The 20,700-nt window shown below is 67.8% G+C and carries 20 protein-coding genes and 1 pseudogene; 14 read left to right on the top strand and 7 right to left on the bottom strand.

Annotated features, from left to right (window positions below; translation table 11 throughout):
• Positions 1-265 (top strand): annotated as a pseudogene (locus MKK54_RS05065) (sugar transporter); the annotation flags it as partial.
• Between the two features lie 84 nt (positions 266-349).
• Here MKK54_RS05065 and MKK54_RS05060 read toward each other — a convergent pair.
• Complete coding sequence (locus tag MKK54_RS05060) at positions 350-1,531, bottom strand: amidinotransferase (RefSeq protein WP_244009598.1); 1,182 nt, start codon at positions 1,529-1,531, stop codon at positions 350-352.
• Positions 1,532-1,740: 209 nt separating this feature from the next.
• Between MKK54_RS05060 and MKK54_RS05055 the strand changes: the two genes are divergently transcribed.
• The 5 genes from MKK54_RS05055 (at position 1,741) to hpnK (ending at position 7,154) form a co-directional block, all read left to right on the top strand.
• Positions 1,741-2,844 (top strand): flippase-like domain-containing protein, encoded by a 1,104-nt coding sequence (locus MKK54_RS05055; RefSeq protein ID WP_244009597.1) that lies wholly within the window; start codon positions 1,741-1,743, stop codon positions 2,842-2,844.
• Positions 2,835-3,446 (top strand): phospholipid-binding protein MlaC, encoded by a 612-nt coding sequence (locus tag MKK54_RS05050; RefSeq protein ID WP_244009596.1) that lies wholly within the window; start codon positions 2,835-2,837, stop codon positions 3,444-3,446. Before MKK54_RS05055 ends, MKK54_RS05050 begins: the two co-directional genes overlap by 10 nt.
• 105 nt (positions 3,447-3,551) lie before the next feature.
• A complete protein-coding gene (gene hpnI, locus MKK54_RS05045) occupies positions 3,552-4,730 on the top strand; it encodes a bacteriohopanetetrol glucosamine biosynthesis glycosyltransferase HpnI (protein ID WP_409564130.1) in 1,179 nt (392 codons plus the stop codon).
• A gap of 55 nt (positions 4,731-4,785) precedes the next feature.
• Positions 4,786-6,216, top strand: coding sequence for a hopanoid biosynthesis associated radical SAM protein HpnJ (gene hpnJ, locus MKK54_RS05040; protein WP_244009591.1), 1,431 nt, complete (start codon positions 4,786-4,788; stop codon positions 6,214-6,216).
• Between the two features lie 101 nt (positions 6,217-6,317).
• Positions 6,318-7,154, top strand: coding sequence for a hopanoid biosynthesis-associated protein HpnK (gene hpnK / locus MKK54_RS05035; protein ID WP_244009589.1), 837 nt, complete (start codon positions 6,318-6,320; stop codon positions 7,152-7,154).
• A 94-nt stretch (positions 7,155-7,248) separates the two neighbouring features.
• On the opposite strand, the gene MKK54_RS05030 is transcribed toward hpnK, so the two are convergent.
• A complete protein-coding gene (locus MKK54_RS05030; RefSeq protein ID WP_244009588.1) occupies positions 7,249-9,921 on the bottom strand; it encodes an MMPL family transporter in 2,673 nt (890 codons plus the stop codon).
• A 2-nt stretch (positions 9,922-9,923) separates the two neighbouring features.
• On the opposite strand from MKK54_RS05030, the gene MKK54_RS05025 reads away from it, so the two are divergent.
• Both MKK54_RS05025 and hpnH read left to right on the top strand, forming a co-directional pair.
• Positions 9,924-10,349: a hypothetical protein gene (locus MKK54_RS05025; RefSeq protein ID WP_244009587.1), complete on the top strand. Its 426-nt coding sequence runs from the start codon at positions 9,924-9,926 to the stop codon at positions 10,347-10,349.
• 195 nt (positions 10,350-10,544) lie between these two features.
• Positions 10,545-11,708, top strand: a complete 1,164-nt coding sequence (hpnH, locus tag MKK54_RS05020) for an adenosyl-hopene transferase HpnH (RefSeq protein WP_244009586.1) — start codon at positions 10,545-10,547, stop codon at positions 11,706-11,708.
• A 229-nt stretch (positions 11,709-11,937) separates the two neighbouring features.
• Here the strand turns inward: hpnH and MKK54_RS05015 are convergent, their stop codons facing one another.
• Entirely contained in the window at positions 11,938-12,333 is a 396-nt protein-coding gene (locus tag MKK54_RS05015) for a PilZ domain-containing protein (RefSeq protein ID WP_244009585.1), read from the bottom strand.
• Positions 12,334-12,924: 591 nt separating this feature from the next.
• Here MKK54_RS05015 and ykgO point away from each other — a divergent pair.
• The 3 genes from ykgO (at position 12,925) to MKK54_RS05000 (ending at position 14,733) form a co-directional block, all read left to right on the top strand.
• Positions 12,925-13,050 (top strand): type B 50S ribosomal protein L36, encoded by a 126-nt coding sequence (ykgO, locus tag MKK54_RS05010; protein WP_055886195.1) that lies wholly within the window; start codon positions 12,925-12,927, stop codon positions 13,048-13,050.
• Positions 13,051-13,141: 91 nt separating this feature from the next.
• Positions 13,142-13,747, top strand: a complete 606-nt coding sequence (locus MKK54_RS05005; RefSeq protein ID WP_244009584.1) for a tetratricopeptide repeat protein — start codon at positions 13,142-13,144, stop codon at positions 13,745-13,747.
• 5 nt (positions 13,748-13,752) lie between these two features.
• Positions 13,753-14,733, top strand: coding sequence for an alpha/beta fold hydrolase (locus tag MKK54_RS05000; RefSeq protein WP_244009582.1), 981 nt, complete (start codon positions 13,753-13,755; stop codon positions 14,731-14,733).
• A gap of 188 nt (positions 14,734-14,921) precedes the next feature.
• Here MKK54_RS05000 and pyk read toward each other — a convergent pair whose 3' ends face one another.
• The 3 genes from pyk to MKK54_RS04985 all read right to left on the bottom strand — a co-directional run bounded on the left by pyk (position 14,922) and on the right by MKK54_RS04985 (position 18,279).
• Positions 14,922-16,358, bottom strand: a complete 1,437-nt coding sequence (gene pyk / locus MKK54_RS04995; RefSeq protein ID WP_244009581.1) for a pyruvate kinase — start codon at positions 16,356-16,358, stop codon at positions 14,922-14,924.
• Between the two features lie 165 nt (positions 16,359-16,523).
• Positions 16,524-16,997 carry a DUF1036 domain-containing protein gene (locus MKK54_RS04990; protein WP_279597167.1) on the bottom strand — a complete coding sequence of 158 codons (474 nt, stop codon included), beginning with the start codon at positions 16,995-16,997 and terminating at the stop codon, positions 16,524-16,526.
• The gene (locus MKK54_RS04985; RefSeq protein WP_244009580.1) at positions 16,963-18,279 is read right to left on the bottom strand and encodes a glycerate kinase; all 1,317 of its coding nucleotides are present in this window, start codon (positions 18,277-18,279) and stop codon (positions 16,963-16,965) included. The genes MKK54_RS04990 and MKK54_RS04985 overlap by 35 nt, the downstream gene beginning before the upstream one ends.
• A 227-nt stretch (positions 18,280-18,506) precedes the next feature.
• Here MKK54_RS04985 and MKK54_RS04980 point away from each other — a divergent pair, with 227 nt between their 5' ends.
• The 3 genes from MKK54_RS04980 to MKK54_RS04970 all read left to right on the top strand — a co-directional run bounded on the left by MKK54_RS04980 (position 18,507) and on the right by MKK54_RS04970 (position 20,146).
• Positions 18,507-19,253, top strand: a complete 747-nt coding sequence (locus MKK54_RS04980) for an N-formylglutamate amidohydrolase (RefSeq protein ID WP_244009579.1) — start codon at positions 18,507-18,509, stop codon at positions 19,251-19,253.
• A gap of 237 nt (positions 19,254-19,490) precedes the next feature.
• Positions 19,491-19,799, top strand: coding sequence for a DUF1244 domain-containing protein (locus MKK54_RS04975; protein ID WP_244009578.1), 309 nt, complete (start codon positions 19,491-19,493; stop codon positions 19,797-19,799).
• A gap of 80 nt (positions 19,800-19,879) precedes the next feature.
• Complete coding sequence (locus tag MKK54_RS04970; protein ID WP_056180857.1) at positions 19,880-20,146, top strand: DUF2312 domain-containing protein; 267 nt, start codon at positions 19,880-19,882, stop codon at positions 20,144-20,146.
• 136 nt (positions 20,147-20,282) lie between these two features.
• On the opposite strand, the gene MKK54_RS04965 is transcribed toward MKK54_RS04970, so the two are convergent.
• The gene (locus tag MKK54_RS04965; protein ID WP_244009576.1) at positions 20,283-20,441 is read right to left on the bottom strand and encodes a hypothetical protein; all 159 of its coding nucleotides are present in this window, start codon (positions 20,439-20,441) and stop codon (positions 20,283-20,285) included.
• Positions 20,442-20,700 lie beyond the last annotated feature (259 nt).

The raw sequence follows: 20,700 nt of genomic DNA, 5'->3' as shown, positions 1-20,700 counted from the left end.
CTTCCGCTTCGAGCCGGCCGCGGTGGTGCGGCGCCTGAAGCCGGGCAGCCCGCTGCTCGGCACGCCGCTGGTGCCGGTGGTCTACCGGATCAACATGCGCGATCCCAACAGCCTGTTCCTGACCCAGGCCTTCCGCATGCGAAACCGCGACCTCGTCTACGTCTCCAACGCCCCCTTCACCGAGGTCCAGAAGGTCCTCTCCGTCTTCTCCACCGTCACCGCGCCCGTCTCGGCGGCGGCATCGGTCTACGGCGTCGCGCGCTGACACGAAAAAGGGGGCGCCATCGCGCCCCCCGGTTCGTCCGAGACGGGATCGTGGCGATCCCACCAGATGGGATCGCGGCGATTCCTAGAAGTAGGACTTCAGCGTTCCGCGGCGGCGCACGTCGAGGGTGGCGCAGTGGAACGAGCCGCCGAACGGTCCGTAGGACAGGAACGGCGCCGGGATGGGATCGAAGCCCCAATCCTTGAGCGCCTTGATCAGCGTCGGCTGGCTGGCATCGACGACGATCTTCTTCTCGTCGAGAGCGAGCACGTTGATCGAGGTCCAGGGCGAGCACATCGAGATCTTGCTCATGAAGCCCTCGACGGGGTCGGGGCGCGGGGCGATCAGCACGTCCCACTTCTTGAGCACGGCCGGCAGCTTCTCGACGTCGATGTAGTCCGGGTTGACCAGCACCTTGCCGGGCGCCAGCGGCATGAACGACGAGTCGATGTGCATCGGCTGCGGGCAGCGGCTCTCGATCTCGTGGATGCGGAAGCCCGGGCCGAGGTGGCGGCGCAGCCACTCGATGCCCATCAGGTTGGTCACGTTCGAGCGGGTCACGAAGAGGTCGCGGCCGCATCGCACGAAGTCCGCCGCGTCGAAGACCGGCTCGAACTCGTTCACAGTGAACTGCATCGGCTCGCCGGCCTTCAGGTTCGGCACCCGGTAATCGTAGTTGTAGAGATCGTCGGTCAGCTGCGGGCGCGGCGCCGAGGTCCAGCGCGCGCCGTTCCGGAAATATTCCTTGAACAGCGAGCGATAGGCGTCGCCCTCGAAGTAGCGCGAGCGCCAGCACATCGGGCTCTCGATGATCTCGTCGCCGATGACGAGGTACGGGTCGCGCGGGCAGGCGACGCAGAAGCCGCGGGAGGACCAGCGCGGAGCCTTGTACTTCTTCGAGAAGTCGATGGTGTCGGGGCGGCGGATCTTCACGCCCTCGCCGGCCAGGATCGCGATGAAGTTGTCGAGCTCCTTCTGGGCGAGCTTCTTCATGAACTTTGGATAGCGGAAGCCCGAGGCGAACCGGTAGAACGGCTGGGCGGCGCGGGGCAGGTTGAAGATCACGGTCAGGTGGTGTGTCGGAATGGTCGCACCGTCGAGACTTCCGACGATGACCTCCTCCAGCGGGTCCCACTCGTTCCAGGCCATGACCGGCGAACTCGGAGCCGGGACGCGCCCCGTACCGAGCGCCGCGCCTGCATAACGCTCCCCATGCCCGTCGTCGCGCACGGCCTCATCGGCCGTGATGTGTGATTCGCGATCCATCAATGTCCATTCCCCTGCGCGACCCGACGGCTGATTCTCGGGCCTTCCGCCCTGTGCCGCTTTGGTTCCGACTGTGTCTCCCGGGTGATAGACAACGGTTCCCAAAGCTGCAACTTCGCAGGATGTTCACCGTTTCCGGCGGTTTTTTGCGGTCGGAAACGCGGCGGATTTCAGCAAGAGATCCCCGTGCCGCACGCCGAAAGGGGACCATGAAGCGTCTGACGACATTGGCCCTCGTCGCCGGGTTGTGCACGGTCGTCGGCCTGTTCCTGTCCTCGGGATTGGAAGACGTGGCCGCCGCCGTGGTGAGCGCCGGCTGGGGCGCCCTCGTCGTGGTGGTGGCGCGCGCCGTCGCCGTGGCCTGGGCCGGTCTCGGCTGGTTCGTGATCTTTCCGAAGTTCCAGCGTCCGAGCCTGCGGGACAGCATCACCCTGCGCTTCGTACGCGAGGGCATCAACACGCTGCTGCCCGTGGCGCAGGTCGGCGGCGATTTCGTCGCCGCGCGCCTGCTGACGAAGCGCGGCGTCCCCGGCGGCATCGCCGGCGCCAGCATGTTCGTCGATCTGATGACTCAGGCAGTGACCCAGTTCCTCTTCACCGTCGCGGGTGTCGTGCTCCTGATCTCCCTCGCCGGCGACGGCCCGATCGTGCGCACGGTCGCTGGCGGTCTGGCCCTCGCCGCGCCCGCCCTGGGCGCCTTCTACCTGATCCAGCGCCGGAGCGGCCACAAGGTGATTCAGGCTCTGGTCGGCCGCTTCGCCGGGTCGCGCGAATGGCAGGCGCTCGGCGCCATCGACGTGCTCTACGACAGCCTGAAGCGGCTCTACGGCAATGTCGGCCGCGTCGTCGGCGGCATGGGCATTCATCTCGTCGGATGGCTCATCGGCACGATCGAAGTCTACGTCGCGCTCCATTTCATGGGATATCCCGTCAGCATCGTCGAGGCGGTGGTGATCGAGAGCCTGGCCCAGGCGGTGCGGGGCGCGGCCTTCGCGGTGCCGGGCGCCCTCGGCGCGCAGGAGGGCGGCCTGATCGCGCTCTGCGCCATCTTCGGGATTCCGGCGGAAGCGGCGCTCGCCCTCTCCCTGGTCAAGCGCCTCGCCGATCTGCTCGTCGGCGTCCCCGGCCTCTTCGCCTGGCATGCCCTGGAAGGCCGCGAGGCCACCACGGCCGAGGCCCCGGAGCCGCGTGGCGAGGCCGGCCTGCGTCGCGACATCCTCGTGTCAGTCCCGGCCTACGGGCTCGTCGCCGATCTCGGTCCCGGCCGCGCCCGGCCGGATGCCGAGTTGGGAGAACTCAAGAAGTGCGCCTGAAACGCGTCGTCCTCGCCGGCCTCGTCGCCGGCCTGCTCCAGGTCGTTCCGGCGGCCCATGCGGCCGACGATCCGGCCGTGGCCGCGATCACCAAGGTCTACGGCACCTTCGAGACGGCCCTGAAGGAGAGCCCGAAGGACGTGAAGGCGCGCGCGGCGGGCATCGGCCCCACCCTGAACGACACCTTCGATTTTCCCGCCATGGTCCGGGTCGCGGTCGGGCCCAAGTGGAAGACCCTGACGCCCGAGCAGCAGGGGGCTCTCACCGAAGCCTTCGGCCGCTACTTCACCGCCACCTACGCCACGCGTCTCGCCCAGGCGGCGGGCGGCAAGTTCACGGTGAAGCCGCAGAGCGACGCGCGCGGCCCGAACCGCGTCGTGCAGACCGAAGTGGCGAACAAGGACGGCGACACCTCGCAGGTCGATTTCCTCGTGAACCCGGAGAACCGGGTTCAGGACGTCTACCTCAACGGCAACGTCAGCGAGGTCGCGAGCCTGCGGGGCAGCTTCGCCGAGCCGCTGAAGACCGGCGGGGCGGATGGCCTCCTGAATTTCATGCGCGATCGCACCACCGGCATGCTCGCCGTCAAACCAGCGCCTTAGAGTCCGGCGAGAGAGCCTGGACTTTCTTCCTTCCGACCACCGAACGATTCGCGCCGCCCGATCCCGCGGCACTCTCACGAGACCCGTGACCGAGCGATGCCCCTCATGGACCTGACCTGGCTCTCGCACCTCCTGCCGCTGATCGCCCTGGTCGGTTGCGTCTACGGACTGACCGCCGCGCTGCTGGCGGGGCGCTTCGCGCGCCGGGCGGTCCCGGTTCTCGGCGCGGACGTGCCGTCGGTGACGATCCTCAAGCCGCTCTGCGGCATGGAGCCGAACCTCTACGAGAACCTCGAGACCTTCTGCCAGCAGGCCTATGCCGGACCCGTCCAGATCGTGTTCGGCGTCCAGAACCCCGCCGATCCGGCGATCGCGGTGGTGCATCGCCTCCAGGCCGCCTATCCGGCCCTGCGCTTGGACCTGGTGATCGACGCCCGCCAGCACGGCTCGAACCGCAAGGTCTCGAACCTCATCAACATGTCGGCGCGGATCGCGCATGCGGTCGTCGTGCTCGCCGACAGCGACATGGTGGTGAAGCCGGATTACCTCGGCCGCGTCGTCGCCGAGTTGAGCCGGCCGGGCGTCAACGGCGTCACCTGCCTGTATCACGGCGTCCCGGCCCATCGGGGCATCTGGGCCCATCTCTCGGCGCTGGCGATCGACGTGCAGTTCCTGCCCAACGTCGTGATGGGCACCTCGCTCGGCCTCGCCAACCCGTGCTTCGGCTCAACCATCGCCTTCACGGCGACGGCTCTGACGGACATCGGCGGCTTCGAGGCGTTCCGCGACGACCTCGCGGACGATTACGCCATCGGCGAGGCCCTGCGTGCAAAGGGCGGCGTCGTGGCGATCCCGAACTTCACGATCGGGCACACCTGCGTCGATACCGATCTGGCGAGCCTGTGGAGCCACGAGCTTCGCTGGAACCGCACCATCCGCAACGTCGATCCGGCCGGATATGCCGGCTCCTTCGTGACCCACGCCTTCCCGCTGGCGCTGATTGGCGCCCTGATTCCCGGGGCCGGAACCACGGCCCTGGCCGTGGCGGCCTTCGCGCTCGCCTGCCGCATCACCCTGTGCATCCGCCTGGAGCGCGCCTTCGGGCTCGCCCCGCACGCGTACTGGCTGTTGCCGATTCGCGACATCCTCTCCTTCATGAACTTCACCTGGAGCTTCGTCTCGGGTGCGGTGACATGGAAGGGCCATGATTATCGCGTGGTTGCGGATGGCACCTTGATCCCCGAGGCGACGCTCGGTCGCGATGCTGGTGCATCGTCGCTCTAAGCTTCGTCCGTCCTCGATTCACCTTCCCCCCGATCTCGCTGAGGCCTTGAACCCCATGCGCACCCTCTTCCTGCAGGCTCCCACCTTCGACGGCTTCGACGGCGGCGCCGGCTCCCGCTACCAGGCCAAGCGCGAGATCAAGTCGTTCTGGTATCCGACCTGGCTCGCCCAGCCGGCCGCCCTGGTGCCGAACTCGAAGCTCATCGACGCGCCCCCGCACAACATCAAGCTGGCCGAGATCGTGGCGCAGGCCCACGACTTCGACCTCGTCGTGCTCCACACCTCGGTGCCGTCGTTCAAGTCCGACGTGAAGACCGTGGAGGCTCTGAAGGCCGCCAACCCGAAGCTCATCGCCGGCCTCATCGGCGCCAAGGTCGCGGTCGACGCCGCCGGCGCCATGGCGCAGGCCCCGTGCATCGATTTCTGTGCCCGCAACGAGTTCGACTTCACCGTCAAGGAAGTCGCCGACGGCACGCCGATGTCCGAGATCAAGGGCCTGTCCTACCGGGACGCCAACGGTGTCGTGATCCACAACGAGGATCGCGAGATTATGACGGACATGGATCAGCTCCCCTTCGTCACGAGCGTGTACAAGCGCGACCTCGAGATGGAGAAGTACTTCATCGGGTACCTCAAGCACCCCTACATCTCGTTCTATTCGGGTCGCGGCTGCAAGTCGCGCTGCACCTTCTGCCTCTGGCCGCAGACGGTGGGCGGACACACCTACCGCACCCGCTCGGTCGCGCACGTGATCGAGGAGATCAAGTACTGCCTGAAGGAGTTCCCGCAGACGAAGGAGTTCTTCTTCGACGACGACACCTTCACGGACAACCTGCCCCGCGCCGAGGAGATCGCGCGTGAACTCGGCAAGCTCGGCGTGACGTGGTCCTGCAACGCCAAGGCGAACGTGCCCCGCGAGACCCTGAAGGTCCTCAAGGAGAACGGCCTGCGGCTGCTCCTCGTCGGCTACGAGTCCGGCAACCAGCAGATCCTTAACAACATCAAGAAGGGCATGCGCGTCGAGGTGGCCGAGCGGTTCACCAAGGATTGCCACGACCTCGGCATCGCCATCCACGGCACCTTCATCGTCGGCCTGCCGGGCGAGACCCGCGAGACGATCCAGGAGACGATCGCCTTCGCCAAGCGCATCAACCCGCACACGATCCAGGCCTCCCTGGCCGCGCCTTACCCCGGCACCTTCCTCTACAAGCAGGCCGTGGAGAACGGCTGGCTCGACGTCGCGAATGCCGAACTCGTCGACGAGAACGGCGTGCAGATCGCGCCGCTGCACTACCCGCACCTGTCGCATTCCGAAATCTTCGCGGCGGTCGAGGAGTTCTATCGGAAGTTCTACTTCCGCGCTCCGAAGATCGCCTCCATCGTCTCCGAGATGGTGCGCTCGCCCGACATGATGAAGCGCCGCCTGCGCGAGGGCGTGGAGTTCTACCGCTTCCTCAAGGAGCGTCAGGGCGCCAAGGCCGCCTGAGCCTTTTCGTCGGACATCGAGATCGCGGCCGGGCCTCGCGGCCCGGCCGTTTTGCGTTTTCACGGGGAGAGCGCCTCCTCGCCCATCGAGTGAGGTCGAGCGTGAAGCGGCTTGTCGTGACGGCCGATGATTTCGGTCTGAGCCTGGAGGTCAACGAGGCGGTCGAGCAGGCCCACCGGTCGGGAATCCTCACCGCCGCGAGCCTGATGGTATCCGCCCCCGCCGCCGCCGATGCCGTCGCACGCGCGCAGCGCCTGCCCTCCCTGCGCGTGGGGCTCCACCTCGTGATGGTGGAGGCCTGGCCGACGCTGCCGCCCGAGCAGCTTCCAGATCTCGTGGACGGCGATGGCTTGATCCGCAACGACATGGGCCGCCTCGGCCTCGACCTCGCCCTGAAGGCCTCCGCGCGTCGGCAACTCGCGGCCGAGATCGAGGCGCAGTTCGAGGCCTACCGGGCGACGGGCCTGCCGCTCGACCACGTCAACGCGCACAAGCACTTCCATGTGCATCCCCTCATCGCCGGCCTCGTCCTGGCCGCCGGTCGCCGCCACGGGATGCGAGCGATCCGGGTTCCGCGCGAGACGCGCGCGATCCTGCGCGCGGCCGAACCCGGCGCCACGCCGAAGGCGGCTCTCGACAGCGCGCCCTGGGCCGCGCTGCTGGCCGTGCGGGCGCGTCAGGCGGGCCTGCTGATCCCCGACCGGACGCTCGGACTGGCATGGTCGGGGGCGATGACGCCCGCCCGTGTCGCCGGCCTCCTGTCGCACCTGCCGGACGGCCTGACCGAGCTCTACACGCATCCGGCCACCGCCGGCGGCTTTCCCGGAGAGGCGCCCGGCTACGCCTACGCGGCCGAGCGGGACGCGCTCATCGCGCCCGCCACCCTCGCGGCGGCGGCCGGCGTGAGGCGCGGTGGATTCTCCGACTTCCTGTCCTGACTTCTGATCGCCAACCGACGCATCGAAACGAAGAACGGGCGCGGATCCGATCCGCGCCCGTTCTTCGTCGTCACCAGCGCCGGAGCGGCCGGCGCTACTTCGCCGGAACCGCCTCGGCACTCCGCGGCTGCAGCGACGGGGGGAGGGCGGCATCACCCTCGGGACGCTTGGGGTCCGGCTGCTTGGGCGGCGGGCCGAGGAAGGCCGGGACCACGAAGAACGCTGCGACCAGCGTGAAGAACAGCGACAGGGCGAGGAGCTTGCCCATGCTGGCCGTGCCGGGATGGCTCGAGAGCACCAAGGAACCGAAGGCGGTGCCGGTGGTCAGCGCCGAGAAGAAGATCGCCCGCGTCAGGCTGGAGGCCAGCATGTCCGTGACCCCGGCCCGCCAGGCGATGACGTAGTAGATGTGGAAGGCCACGCCGACCGCCAGCATCAGCGGCATCGCGATGATGTTGGCGAAGTTCAGCGGCATGCCGACGACGTGGAGCGCCATCAGGGTCCAGAGCGTCGCCAACACCAGAGGCCCGAGCGTCATCGCCACGTCCCACGGCTTCCGCAGCGCGACCGACAGGATGATGAAGATCAGCACCAGGGCGGTGATCGCGGCCTGCAGGAAGGCGCCGAGGATGGTGTAGCTCGAAGACGTCGTCGCGACGGGAGCGCCCGTGGCGTGCGGGGCCACGCTCTGCACCTCCTTGGCGAAGTTGCGCAGGACCCGGTTGTCGTTGGCGTCTCCGCTCGGATGGATCTCGATCCGCGACCGGCCGTCGGCCGCGATCCACTCGGCCTTCAGCTTCGGCGGAAGGTTGTCGAGGGTGATCTTCTCCGGGTTCAACAGCCCGGCGAGGCGGGTGAGCAGGGTCTTGAGGTCCTTCGTCAGCGCGACGCTGGCGGCCTCGCGGGTCGCCACGGGAGCGGCGGCGAGCTTGTCGAGGTCGTCGGCGAGGGCACCGGCGGCCTTCGCGCCGGGCGCGCTCGAACCGGCCGCGATGCCGCGCAGGGCCGTGACCGCTTCCTTGATCGCCTTGACGTTGTCGGCATCGGTGGGCGGCGGCGGCTTGCGGCTGGGATTGAGGACCGGGCCGAGCAGCTGCGCCGTCTCCGCGATGGTGGCGAGCTTCTGATCCTGGTCGAGAGGCACGAAGGTGTTGATGTCGATGACCTTGGCGACCGATTTCAGCTTCGAGATCTTGTCGGCCAGGGCCGGCACCGCCTCGGGGGAGGGGGCCAGGACGTCGATCAGGTTCGGGCTCGTCTCCGGGTCCTTGATCAGGTCGAGATAGGTCGAGATCGATTCCACCTTCGGGCTGCGCAGGTGCATCGGGTTCGAATCGAAGGGCAGCTTGAACAGCAGCGGAAGGCCCGCCAGCGTGATCAGGGCGACGCCGATCAGGATCGGTTTGCGGTGGCGGATGATCCAGGGATCGACGCCCGCGAGCCAGGTTGTCTCCACCGCCTCGCGCTCACCCTTCGGCCGGAACACCGCGATCAGGGCCGGCAGCAGGGTCAGGGAGAACAGGTAGGCCACGATCATGCCGACACCGGCGATCAGGCCGAGTTCGGAGACTCCGCGGAACGCGGTCGGCAGGAAGGCGAAGAAGCCGGCGATGAGCGAGATCGCCGCCAGGGTCAGGGACCAGCCGACGCCGCGCGCGGCCGCCCGCATGGCGGAGGGCAGGTCGGGCTGCTCGTAGCGGTCCGCCCGGTAGCGCACGGCGAACTGGATGCCGAAATCGATGCCGAGCCCGACGAAGAGCGCGGCGAAGGCCACCGAGATCGGATTCAGTTCCCCCACCATCAGCAGGCCGAGACCCGCCGTGACGATGAGGCCCGCGAAGGTGGTGATCAGCACCGCGCCGACGAGGGGTGCCGAGCGCAGGGCCAGCCACAGGAAGAGCACGATGGCGCCGACGGTGACGCTGTAGTTCAGTAGGGCGTCTTCCGAGAGGGTCGCGAACTCGTCGTCGGCGACCGCCACGGGTCCCGTCAACCGCATCCGCGCCGCGTCCGCGAACATGGTGCCGCCGAGCGTGTTGATCTTGAGTTCGGTGGCGACCTTGCGAACGAGTTCGGTCGCCTCGGCGCCGGGCTGCAGCGCGTTGTAGTCCAGAACCGGCTGGATCATCACGAACTTGCGCAGGTCCGTGCTCTGCGTCTTGCCGTTCGACAGCAGCATCTGCCACGACATGCGCGCCGGCTCGCCGGCCAGCACCTTGCGCACCGTGTCGTCGATCTGCGTCATCGGACGCTCGAGGTCTTCGAGCTTGGCGTCCCCGGACTTGATGCCGCGCGCGCCGAGACCGAGCACCCGCATGATCCCGCGCAAGGACGGATCGGCCGCGAGGGGGCCGAGCAGCCCCTGCTGCTGCACCAGTTGCTCGGTGGTCTTGTTCAATTCCTCCTGCGACATCAGGAGGAAGCCGTTCTTCTCGTAGAACGCGCCGCCATCGGGCCGATAGACCGATTCGATCATGTCCTTGTGGCTGGCGAGGGCCGCGGCGAGGTTGGCGGCAGCCTCCTCCGCCTGCTCCGGCGTCCGGCCATCGATCACCGCGACCAGCGTTCCGGTCCGTTGCGGGAAGGCCTTCTCGTAGTTGATCTCGTCCTGCCGCCAGGGCACGTCCTTGTCGATCAGCCGTTCGACGTCGGTGTTGATCTTGAAGAGGTGAGCTGCCACCCCGGCACTCGCCACGGTGACGAGCGCAACGAGAGCTATGACCAACCAGCGACGCTGGACGGAAAACGCGACGAGCCGTTCGATCACGAGTGTCCTACCTGCTTGAGCGATCCGTTTCCCGCCGCGCCGCTCTGGGGATGGGCGCCGCTGCCGGGGATGGCCGCGTGGCGGGAATCGATCTGTCGAATGCCGCCGGTTACCACCAGTTGCCGCAAATCACGAATCCGGCCCCCGGAGCGGGGCCGCGCGACAGGGTTCGTGACGCGCCGGACACCGTGCCACGAATCATCCGCCGACCCGCATACAGGCGATCACGGCCCGCCACCTATCGGCACGAGGCCCTGATTGCAACGCGAACGGCCCGAATGTGGATCGGTTCGGCCGAACGTGTGATTGCGCACCGCAACAAAGCCAAAATTCCCGTCTCCAAGCACGAGCCGACGGTTTTCTTACGGTCAAGCTGCAGCTCCGGCATGCAGCCGGTGAATAGGAAAATGCGCTTTCACCTGGGATAGGTCGGGCCCGAGCACGCCGTGTCTCACGGAGACGCGACGGGGTCTGTGGCCGGATTGCCCCAGGGGTTCGCGAAGTTCCGTGAACCGGCGCATTTCGAACCGTTTCAGATTGGTTCCAAGCTACCTCGCTGGAATTCGGCCTTTTTTCACGCTAAGCAGCCCGATACATCGGGGCCAACAACAAGGAGCCGCGTCTTGGGCATTCCCATCCGGTACGTCGCGAAGATTGGCGGCTACATCCTGAAGCAGCACCTCACCGGTCGCAAGCGCTACCCGCTCGTGATGATGATGGAGCCGCTGTTCCGCTGCAATCTGGCCTGCGCCGGCTGCGGGAAGATCGACTATCCGGATGAAATCCTGAACAAGCGCCTGCCCGTCGCGGACGCGCTGGAATCCGTCCGCGAGTGCGGCGCACCCGTGGTGGTGATCGCCGGCGGCGAGCCGCTCCTGCACAAGGACCTGCCGCAGATCGTCGAGGGCATCATCGCCCAGAAGAAGTTCGCCATCGTCTGCACGAACGCCCTGCTCCTCGAAAAGAAGATCAAGGAGTACAAGCCGAGCCCGTACTTCACCTGGTCGATCCATCTCGATGGCGACAAGGAGATGCACGACCAGTCGGTGTGCCAGCGCGGCGTCTACGACAAGGCGGTCGCGGCCATCGCGAAGGCCAAGGAAATGGGCTTCCGCGTCACCATCAACTGCACCTTTTTCAACAACTCGTCCGCCGACAAGATCGCCGACTTCTTCGACAGCGTGACGAAGATGGGCATCGATGGCATCACCGTGTCGCCCGGCTACGCCTACGAGCGCGCGCCCGACCAGAAGCACTTCCTCAACCGCAAGGCGACGAAGGACCTGTTCCGCGGCGTGTTCCGCCACGGCAAGGAGAAGGGTCGCGAGAAGTGGACCTTCCAGCAGTCCGGCCTGTTCCTGGACTTCCTGGCCGGCAACCAGACCTACCATTGCACCCCGTGGGGCAACCCGACCCGGACGGTGTTCGGCTGGCAGAAGCCCTGCTACCTGCTGGGTGAGGGTTATGCCGCCACCTTCAAGGAGCTGATGGAGGAGACCGACTGGGATTCCTACGGCACCGGCAACTACGAAAAGTGCGCCGACTGCATGGTCCATTCGGGCTACGAGGCGTCCTCGGTGGTCGATTCCGTCAAGAAGCCCTGGAAGCCGCTGATCCACGCCATCCGTGGCATCAAGACCGAGGGCGAGATGGCTCCCGAGGTCAGCCTGGAGAACCAGCGTCCGGCCGAGTTCGTGTTCTCGCGCAACGTCGCCCAGAAGCTGTCCGAGATCAAAGCCTCCGGCGTCGACACGAAGCGCGAAGCCCGCAACCGCAGCGCCGCCTGACTTTCGACCGAACTCTCAGGTCGTCGGCATGAAAAACCCCCGCTCTGCTCCGGCAGGGCGGGGGTTTTCGTTTGATCCCCTCGTAATGCTCGGTCTCACCGGGGTTCGGCGGATGCGCGCCGCCGCGCGGTCGCGCGGGCAGGCCTCGATGCGTCACGCGCATCAAGGCCTGTTAAAGGGCATCGGTGACGGCTGGGACCTCCTGCGAGCCTGAGCGCGTCGCCCGGCTTCAGAATGCGGAAATGCCCCGTTTTCGCGACGGTACACCGATGCCGCCGCTCTCGACCGATCTCTCGTCGCCGGACGAAAAAGCGTCCGTCGTCTTGGCCGCGCTCGGCACCTTGCCCACCCGTTCGATGCGAACCCCGGCATAATCGCCCCGTCGCCAGGCGAGGCGTACGAGGCAGAGGAAGTCGCGACCGATGATTCTCAGCATGAAGACGGGCGGCAGGGATTGTTTTGCAGTGACACCGATCTTCGCGCCGGATTTTGAAACATCCTTCACGGTGCAGGGGATCTCGGTCCCATCGCGAAGACGGATGGTCGCGATCCAATTCGTCGGACTCCGCTCCTCGCGGCGCTCGACGATACTTCCTGGTGTCGACTGCTCCAGTTCCGCCGTCACCGATCGGGTCTCCGTGCATTGAAGGTGCCGGTAAGTTGTGACACGCAACAGTTTACGGAGACATACCAAACGCAGCACGGGCGCCGTGACGTCAGGAAGCCGGCCAATGCTGTCGCGGAAAACAAGATTGCTTCGAGTGGACAGCCGTCAGCATGCGGGGATCACGGAAATTTTATTCCGTCCTTTATCGATGATGCGCGGCCGACCGCGATGACGTCTGGTCTCGAAGCCCGATCCGGCAGGAATACGGGCTGTCCTGCGCGTGAAGCGATCGAACGCGCGCTGAGGTGAATGCGACAAGACCTCCCGGGGTGGGGGGTCGCGGTTCCGCTGGCGCTGCGCGCGATCGATCGCGCCATCGTCGATGCCCTTGCCGGACTTTCGCGTCTCGTCCGCTGGACGGATCAGCGACGACGCGATGGCCGTTCGGCGAGGAACACGCCTTCAAGCCTTGCCTTGGTCCCGCGAATCCTGATAAGGCAACCGCCTTTCCGCGATGCATCGACACATCGCCGAGGCCGCCGTCAGGTGCCTCGTTCCTGAGACTCTATGGACAGGCGGCGGGCTCAAGACCCGGCCGACGTGAGACCGATGAAGATTCGCAACTCCCTCAAGTCCCTCCGTGGCCGTCACCGCGACAACCAGATCGTGCGCCGCAAGGGCCGCGTCTACATCATCAACAAGACGCAGAAGCGCTTCAAGGCTCGTCAGGGCTGAGGCGCGCGCCGCACGCCTCCTGGAGCGTATCCGGAGGGGCGCGGCGAGTGCGCATGTTGACGGCGCGACGCGGGACGAGGAAGCTCACCCGATGTCGAGCCCGCTTCCGAACCGATCCTGCCTGAAAGCCGCGCTCGTCGCGGCTTTCTGCGTTTTCCTGACGCCGCCCGCATTCGCCGCGCCGGCACCTGCCCCTCCGAAGGCGGAGAAGAAACAACCGCTCAGCCTCGACGACCTGTTCGCGCGCCTGAAGGCCGCCGGAGACGATGCGGAGGCCAAGGGCATCGCCAGGCTCATCGAGCAGAGGCTCGGCCGCTCGGGAAGCGCCACGGCCGACCTGCTGACCGAGCGGGCGCGACAGGCGATGTCCGGCCAGGACATCCCCCTGGCGGTCGAACTGATGGATCGCGCCACCACGCTCGAGCCCGGATGGTCCGAGGGTTGGAACCGGCGCGCCACCCTGTTCTGGAAACTCGCGGATTCCGCCGCGGCCATCTCGGACCTGCAGCGCACCCTGGTGCTGGAGCCCCGACACTACGAGGCTTGGGCGGCCCTCGGGCGGATCTACCTGAGCACGGAGGACAAGCGCCGGGCGCTCGAAGCTTTCCGGCGCGCGGCCGCGATCTACCCGCGCATGGACCACCTCCAATCGGCGATCGATCGCCTTGCCCCGGATGTCGACGGTCGCGACCTCTAGCGCCGATGCTCCTCCTCAAGCTCGTCCTGTGGCTCCTCGGCGGGGGCATCGTCCTGGCGCTGGTCGCGGCCGGCGTCACGCTTCTCATCACGGCGCGCATCGAAGCCCGCTATCCACCGGCCGGTCCGTTCGTTGCCGTCTCGGGTGGCCGCCTCGCGACGATCCAGGCCGGCCCGAACCCCTCGACCCGTGGCACCGTGGTGCTCCTGCACGGGGCGTCCGCCAACGCCGCCGACCCGATGGCGGAACTCGGCCGGCGCCTCGCGAGCGAGGGCTTCCGGGTGATCGCCTTCGACCGGCCGGGCTTCGGCTGGAGCGACCGTCTCACGGGTGGCGCGATGGCGACGCCGAAGGCGCAGGCCGATGCCATCGCGGAGGCGTTGACGGTGCTCGGCACCGGGCCCGCGACGATCGTCGGCCATTCCTGGGCAGGTGCGCTCGCGACCGCCCTCGCGCTGGATCACCCGGCGGTGGTGGCGGGCCTCGTCCTCGTGGCGCCGGCGGTGATGCCGCTGCCCGATATCGGGCCGATCCCCTGGTACTATCGCCTCGCCTTGACGCCTTCGGTGACCTGGCTCCTGAGCCGGACCGTGGCGACGCCGGTGGGGCTCTACTACCTGCCCCGCGTCGGACAATCCGTCTTCAAGCCGCAGGACGCGCCGGCCGATTACCTCGAGGCCAGTCGCGCCGCCCTCGTGCTGCGGCCCGGAACGATGCTGGCGAACGTGCAGGACCTCGTCGGCCTGCCGGCGGCGCTCGAGGCGCAGAGCCCGCGCTATGCCGGGATCACCGTGCCGACCACCATCGTCACCGGCGACCGCGACGGCATCGTGCCGGCCGCGCGGCATGCCAGGCCCCTGGCCGAGCGCATTCCGGGCGCCCGCCTCGTGGTGCTTCCGGGGATCGGCCACATGGTCCACAGCGTCGCGACGGACGCGGTGGTCGACGCCGTGATCGGCCTCAACGAGCCCGCACCAGCGCGCTGAGCCACGCCCCGGATCCATGATCCGAGGGGATCCAGATCCGAGGCTTGGCCCAAGCTCATGTCAGACTGTTTCGGCTTGATCAGTTCGGTGACGTTGTGGCTCGCGGGCTCCCTCTCCTTCCAGGAGAGGGAGCCCGTCGCGTCTGATCGTCCCGAAGGGGGCAACCGGAACCAGTATCAGGCTTCCCGTCAGGCCTTGGCGGCGTGCTCGCGCGTCACGAAGGCGATACGCACGAGGTTGGTCGCGCCCGGCGTCCCGAAGGGCACGCCCGCCACCACGATGATCCGGCCACCGATCTCGGCGAAGTTTTCGCGCACCGCGAACTTCGCCGCCCGGAAGGCCATGTCGTCGACGTCGCTGGCGTCCTTCGTGACGATGGGGTGCGTGCCCCAGCACAGGGCGAGGCGCCGGGCCGTCTCCCGCTTCGGCGTCAGTGCGATGATCGTCGCGTTCGGCCGTGAGCGCGCGAGCCGCAGGGCGGTGGAGCCCGAATGGGTCCAGGCCATCACGGCGGTGAGGTTCAGGGCATCGACCATCTGGTGCGCGGCCGCCGCGATCGCGTCCGAGGCGGTCGCGTCCGGCTCGGAGCGCTGCGCGGTGAGGATCGTCCAGTAGAGCGCGTCGCGCTCCACCTGCTCGGCGATCCGGCTCATCATGCTGATGGCCTCGACGGGGAACGCGCCCGACGCGCTCTCGGCCGAGAGCATGACGGCATCCGCGCCCTCGTAGACGGCGGTCGCCACGTCCGAGACCTCGGCGCGGGTCGGCACCGGGGCGGTGATCATCGATTCGAGCATCTGCGTCGCGACGACGACCGGCTTGCCCATGCGGCGCGAGGCGCGGGTGATGCGCTTCTGCACGCCCGGAACCTGTTCCAGCGGCATCTCCACGCCGAGGTCGCCGCGCGCCACCATCAGCCCGTCCGAGATCTCGATGATCTCGTCGAGGCGGGTCAGCGCCTGCGGCTTCTCGATCTTGGCCATGATCAGGGCGCGGCCGGCCGCGACCTTCTTCACCTCGGCGACGTCCTCGGGACGCTGCACGAAGGAGACGGCGATCCAGTCGGCCCCGGCCGCGAGACCGGCCTCCAGGTCGCCACGGTCCTTCTCGGTCATCGCCGCCACGGGAATCACGGTGTCGGGCAGAGACACGCCCTTGCGATTCGAGATGCGGCCGCCGACCTCGACCCGCGTCACCGCACGTCCCTCGGACACCTCCGTCACGGTGAGGCGCAGCTTTCCGTCGTCGATGATCACGCAATGGCCCGGCTCCAGGGCCGAGAGGATCTCCGGATGGGGCAGGAAGACGCGCGAGACGTCGCCCGGCGTCGGATCGCTGTCGAGAACGAAGGTCGCGCCGTTCTCCAGGATCGCGGCGCCCTCGGCGAAGGCGGCAACCCGCAGCTTCGGTCCCTGAAGGTCGACGAGGATCGCGATCGGATGCTTCAGTTCCCGCTCGATGGTGCGGATGACCTCGATCTTCTCGGGCAGCTTCTCGCGGGGCAGGTGGCTCATGTTGAGCCGGAAGACGTCGGCGCCGGCGCGAAACAGCGTCTCGATCATCTCCGGCGTGTCGGAAGCCGGGCCGAGCGTCGCGATGATCTTCGTGCGGCGTGAGCGTTTCACTGTCGTCTCCATCCCCAAGAATCGGCTCCGCCGCTTTCGGGCGAGCGACGTTGAGCGAGCGCCACAAGCACTCCGTGACCGGATGCGTCAAGCGCGCGAGCCGCATGTTGCGGCGCGAAATTGAAGAGTGCGATGCCGGCCATGCATGGCTTCGCGCGCCTGCTCCTAGGGAGCGGGTGCCGCCGGCTGATTCGGGTCCGTGAGTTGGATCGTCCAGCTCTTCTGCTCGCCGGTATCGACCTCGTAGAAGCCGTTGCGGTCGAAGCCGCGCGCGAGGCAATCCTCGACGCCCCGGATCGTGAACTCGCGGTCCTTGGTGCACATCAGCGAGCGGCCGCTCCACTCGCCCCCGCGCGTGTAGTCCACCGCGAACACGTAGTAGAACCGCGCCGCCAGCGACCCCTTCAGGAGGGTCTCGCAGGCTTTCGGCGCCACGTCCCACCAGCCTTCCGTGACCCAGCCCTGTGGGTCCCGGTAGCCAAGGGAGATCCCGACCTTGCTGGCGGTCTGGTTGCACATGCGCAGGTCGGCCCGGGCCGGGCCGGGAACCAGCGCGAGGATCACGAGGGCCGTGCCCGCGAGGGCTCGGCCCCGGCCCGTTCCGCTAACCGACAAGGATGATGCGGCAATCGTTGACATTGGTGCGTGTGGGACCCGGCTGGACGAGGTCGCCGATGGTGGCGAAGAACTTCGTCGAATCGTTGTCGGCCAGCATCGCGGCCGGATCGAGCCCGGCATCGCGGGCGCGGGCCAGCGTGGTCGGGTCGACGAGGCCGCCGGCGGGGTCCGTGGCCTCGCCGCGCCCGCCATCGGTCCCGTCGGTGTCGGCGGCGATGCCCAGGATGCCCGGCGCGCCGTCGAGGGCGATGGCCAGCGCCAGGGCGTATTCCTGGTTCGGGCCGCCATGGCCCTCGCCCCTAATCGTCACGGTGAGTTCGCCACCCGAGATGATCGCGACCTTGCGACCGGCCCGCGCCATCTCGAGGGCCTTGCCGGCATGCTCGGCGGCGACTTCGCGAGCCTCGCCCTCGACGTCGGGACCGAGCATGACCGGCTCGTAGCCGGCTTGGCGGGCCGCCGCCGCCGCCGCCTCCAGGGCGTCGATGGGACGAGCGATGATGTGGTAGGCGGACCGCGCGAAGGCCGGGTCGCCCGCCTTCGGGGTCTCGTTGGCGGGATCGTTCAGGAGCGCCCTCGCGGTCTCCGGCAGCGGGATGCCGCGCCGCTCGCAGATCTCCCGGGCATCGGCCAGGGTGCTGGGGTCCGGCACGGTCGGTCCGGAAGCGATCACCGCCGGATCGTCGTGCGGCACGTCCGAGATCGCCAGGGTCAGGATCGAGCGGGCGTTGCGCGCCATCATGGCGAGGCGCCCGCCCTTGATCCGCGACAGGTGCTTGCGCACGGCGTTGATCTCGTTGATGGGCGCGCCCGAGCGCAGGAGCGCCTTCGTGATCGATTGCTTCTCGATGAGCGTCAGGTCGCCGGCCGGGGCGATCCAGTTGGCCGAGCCGCCCCCCGAGAGGAGCACCAGCACGTCGTCCTCCGGACCCGCATCTGCGGCGATCTTCAGGGCGTCGATGGTCGCGTCGATGCCCGCCTGGTCCGGCACCGGGTGTCCCGCCTCGACCATGCGGATCATCGGCGCCTCCTCTCCGTAGCCGTGGCGGGCCACCGCGAGCCCGATGATCCGGCTCGGGTCGACGCCGTGCTCCTCGCGGTAGAACCGGCTGGCTACCGCCGCCATGCTGCCGCCGGCTTTGCCGGCGCCGAGGATGATCAGCCGGCCCTGGCCGGGGGCCGGCAGGTGCGGCACGAGGCAGCGCACCGGATGGGCGGCGGCGATCGCCTCGTCGAGGCAGTGCAGGAGGAGGGCGCGGGCTGTCTCGGTCGCGGCGGTGTCGGGCGAAGCGGTGTCGGTCATGGCGTTTCCGTATTCCGGTTGTCGATCGCGAGGGCGGCCCGGCGGTTCTCCTCCGGATTGTTGTGCCTCCGGCGCGGGGCCGGATTGTTGCCGTCGCGGCGCGATCCGCGATACGTGCTGTGCCCGACGCTCGCCGCCTCGGCAAGCGGAGGTTGGCGCTTGATCACCGCCGACGCGGCCGGGGCCTTGCATCCCGCTCCACGCCGAACCGGACCGCGCGAGATCCCATGCACCCACCGCATCCCGTCGAGACGATTCCGGGCGATCCCGGGGGCGGCCTCCTCCTGATCTGCGAACATGCCTCGAACCACGTCCCGGAGGATCTGGCGCAGCTCGGCGTGCCCGAGCACGAGTTCACGCGGCACATCGCCTACGACATCGGTGCGGCGGCGGTCACGCGCCGCCTCGCCGCGCATCTCGGCGTTCCGGCGATCCTGACGCACTTCTCGCGCCTGATCATCGACCCGAATCGCGGGCGCGCCGATCCGACCCTGGTCATGCGCCTCTCCGACGGCGCCGTGGTGCCGGGCAACGCCCGCATCGACGAGGCCGGGAAGGCCGAGCGCATCCGGCGATTCTACGAGCCCTTCGACGCGGCCGTCGATGCGGGGATCGGGGCCGCCGAGGCGACGGGCGTCCGTCCCGCCATCGTCACCATCCACAGCTTCACTCCGTATTGGCGTGGGGTTCCGCGTCCCTGGGAGGTCGGAATCCTTTGGGATCGCGACGATCGCATGAGCGCGCCGATGATCGCGGGGCTGCGTGCCGACCCGGCCGGGCTGACGGTGGGCGACAACGAACCCTATGGTGGAGGCCTGCCCGGCGACACGATCGACCGGCACGCGATGGCGCGCGGTCTTCCGAACGCCCTCGTGGAGATCCGGCAGGACCTCATCGTCGGCGAGGCGGGCCAGGCCGAATGGGCGGAGCGATTTGCGCGCCTGCTCACCCCGATGCTGCCCATCCGCGTCTGATCCTGTCTCCGCTCGATCGAAGCGGAGGCGGTCTCGCTCATCCCGCGTAGCGCCCGAGCGACGCCCGAATCCGCCATCCCCAAATCCGCCCTCACGAAGGGAGCAACCGGATTTGGCATGGCGGTTGGCATGCCGGATCGTGCGCGCCCGATGAGCCCTGCTCGCCCGATGAACTCGGGACGCTTGACGGAAGGCCCCGTCGCGCCGACCTCAGGCGGCGACACAGGAGACAGGATCATGACCGAGATCGACGCCGCCACCCGCACCGAACTGGAAGCCGCCGTGTTCCGCCGCCTCGTGGCGCACCTCCAGAGCCGCACCGACGTCCAGAACATCGACCTCATGAACATGGCCGGGTTCTGCCGGAACTGCCTCTCGAACTGGCTGAAGGACGCGGCCGACGCCAAGGATCTGCCGATGAGCAAGGACGACAGCCGCGAGGCCGTCTACGGCATGCCCTATTCGGAGTGGAAGCGCCTGCACCAGTCCGATGCGACCCCGGAGCAACAGGCCGCCTTCACCAAGGCGGCGGCCGAGCCGCACTAAGGTCCCGGTAAGCTTGACGGCTTATCGAGGCGGTTCCGGCGCGTCGCACCGCGCCTCGCATTCTGGGACTTGAGACGACCATGGCCGCATCCGCCGCACCCGCCGTCGACGCCTCCTCCGTCGCCGCCGACCAGCTCAAGAGCTTCATCGAGCGCATCGAGCGGTTGGAGGAGGAGAAGGCCGGCCTCGCCTCCGACATCAAGGACGTCTACGCCGAGGCCAAGGGCACCGGCTTCGACACCAAGGCCCTGCGCAAGATCATCTCCCTGCGCAAGAAGGACCATGCCGAGCGCCAGGAAGAGGAAGCGATCCTCGAACTCTACATGCAGGCCCTCGGGATGGTCTGATCCGGCATTCGCTCCATCGGACCGGAAGCCGGATCGGTGACCCCGCGCGGCGCGCGGGCCGATCCGGGAGCCGCATCGCCCGGTTCATTCATCGGCCCCCGGATGCGGCGTCTCGGTCCGGCGCCGTCGCGCGGCGCTACCGGAACAGGCGAAGTCCAAATCCGAGCAGGCCGAGGCCGGCGATCACCAGCGTCCCACAGACCCATTCGAGGGTGGCGCGGTGATCGGGGTAGCTGCGTGCGACGGCCGCCAGGGCCAGTCCGGCGAGAAGGCAGGTCAAGCTCAGGGCAAACATGGCGAACCGCCTCCCTCCATGGCTCCGGCAATCCCGGTTTCCAGAGCCTGGTTGCAGTCATATCCTGCCCCAAGACGACCCGACCTTGTGACGAGTGGAATGATGCGCGTCTTACTCCATTTGGGGGATGATGCGAATTTTCCAACGCTATTGATGCGAACCGGCCATTTTACATATTTAAGTAGATCGCGACGTTGATGACCGAGATTATATTTTGATTTAATTCAATGACGATTGATAAAGGCGTTTCTGGATAGAC

It is taken from the genome of Methylobacterium sp. J-068 (genome assembly GCF_022829445.1).
Lineage (GTDB): Bacteria > Pseudomonadota > Alphaproteobacteria > Rhizobiales > Beijerinckiaceae > Methylobacterium.
Note: the sequence above shows the minus strand (reverse complement) of the source record. Positions and strands in the feature narration are given on the sequence as shown.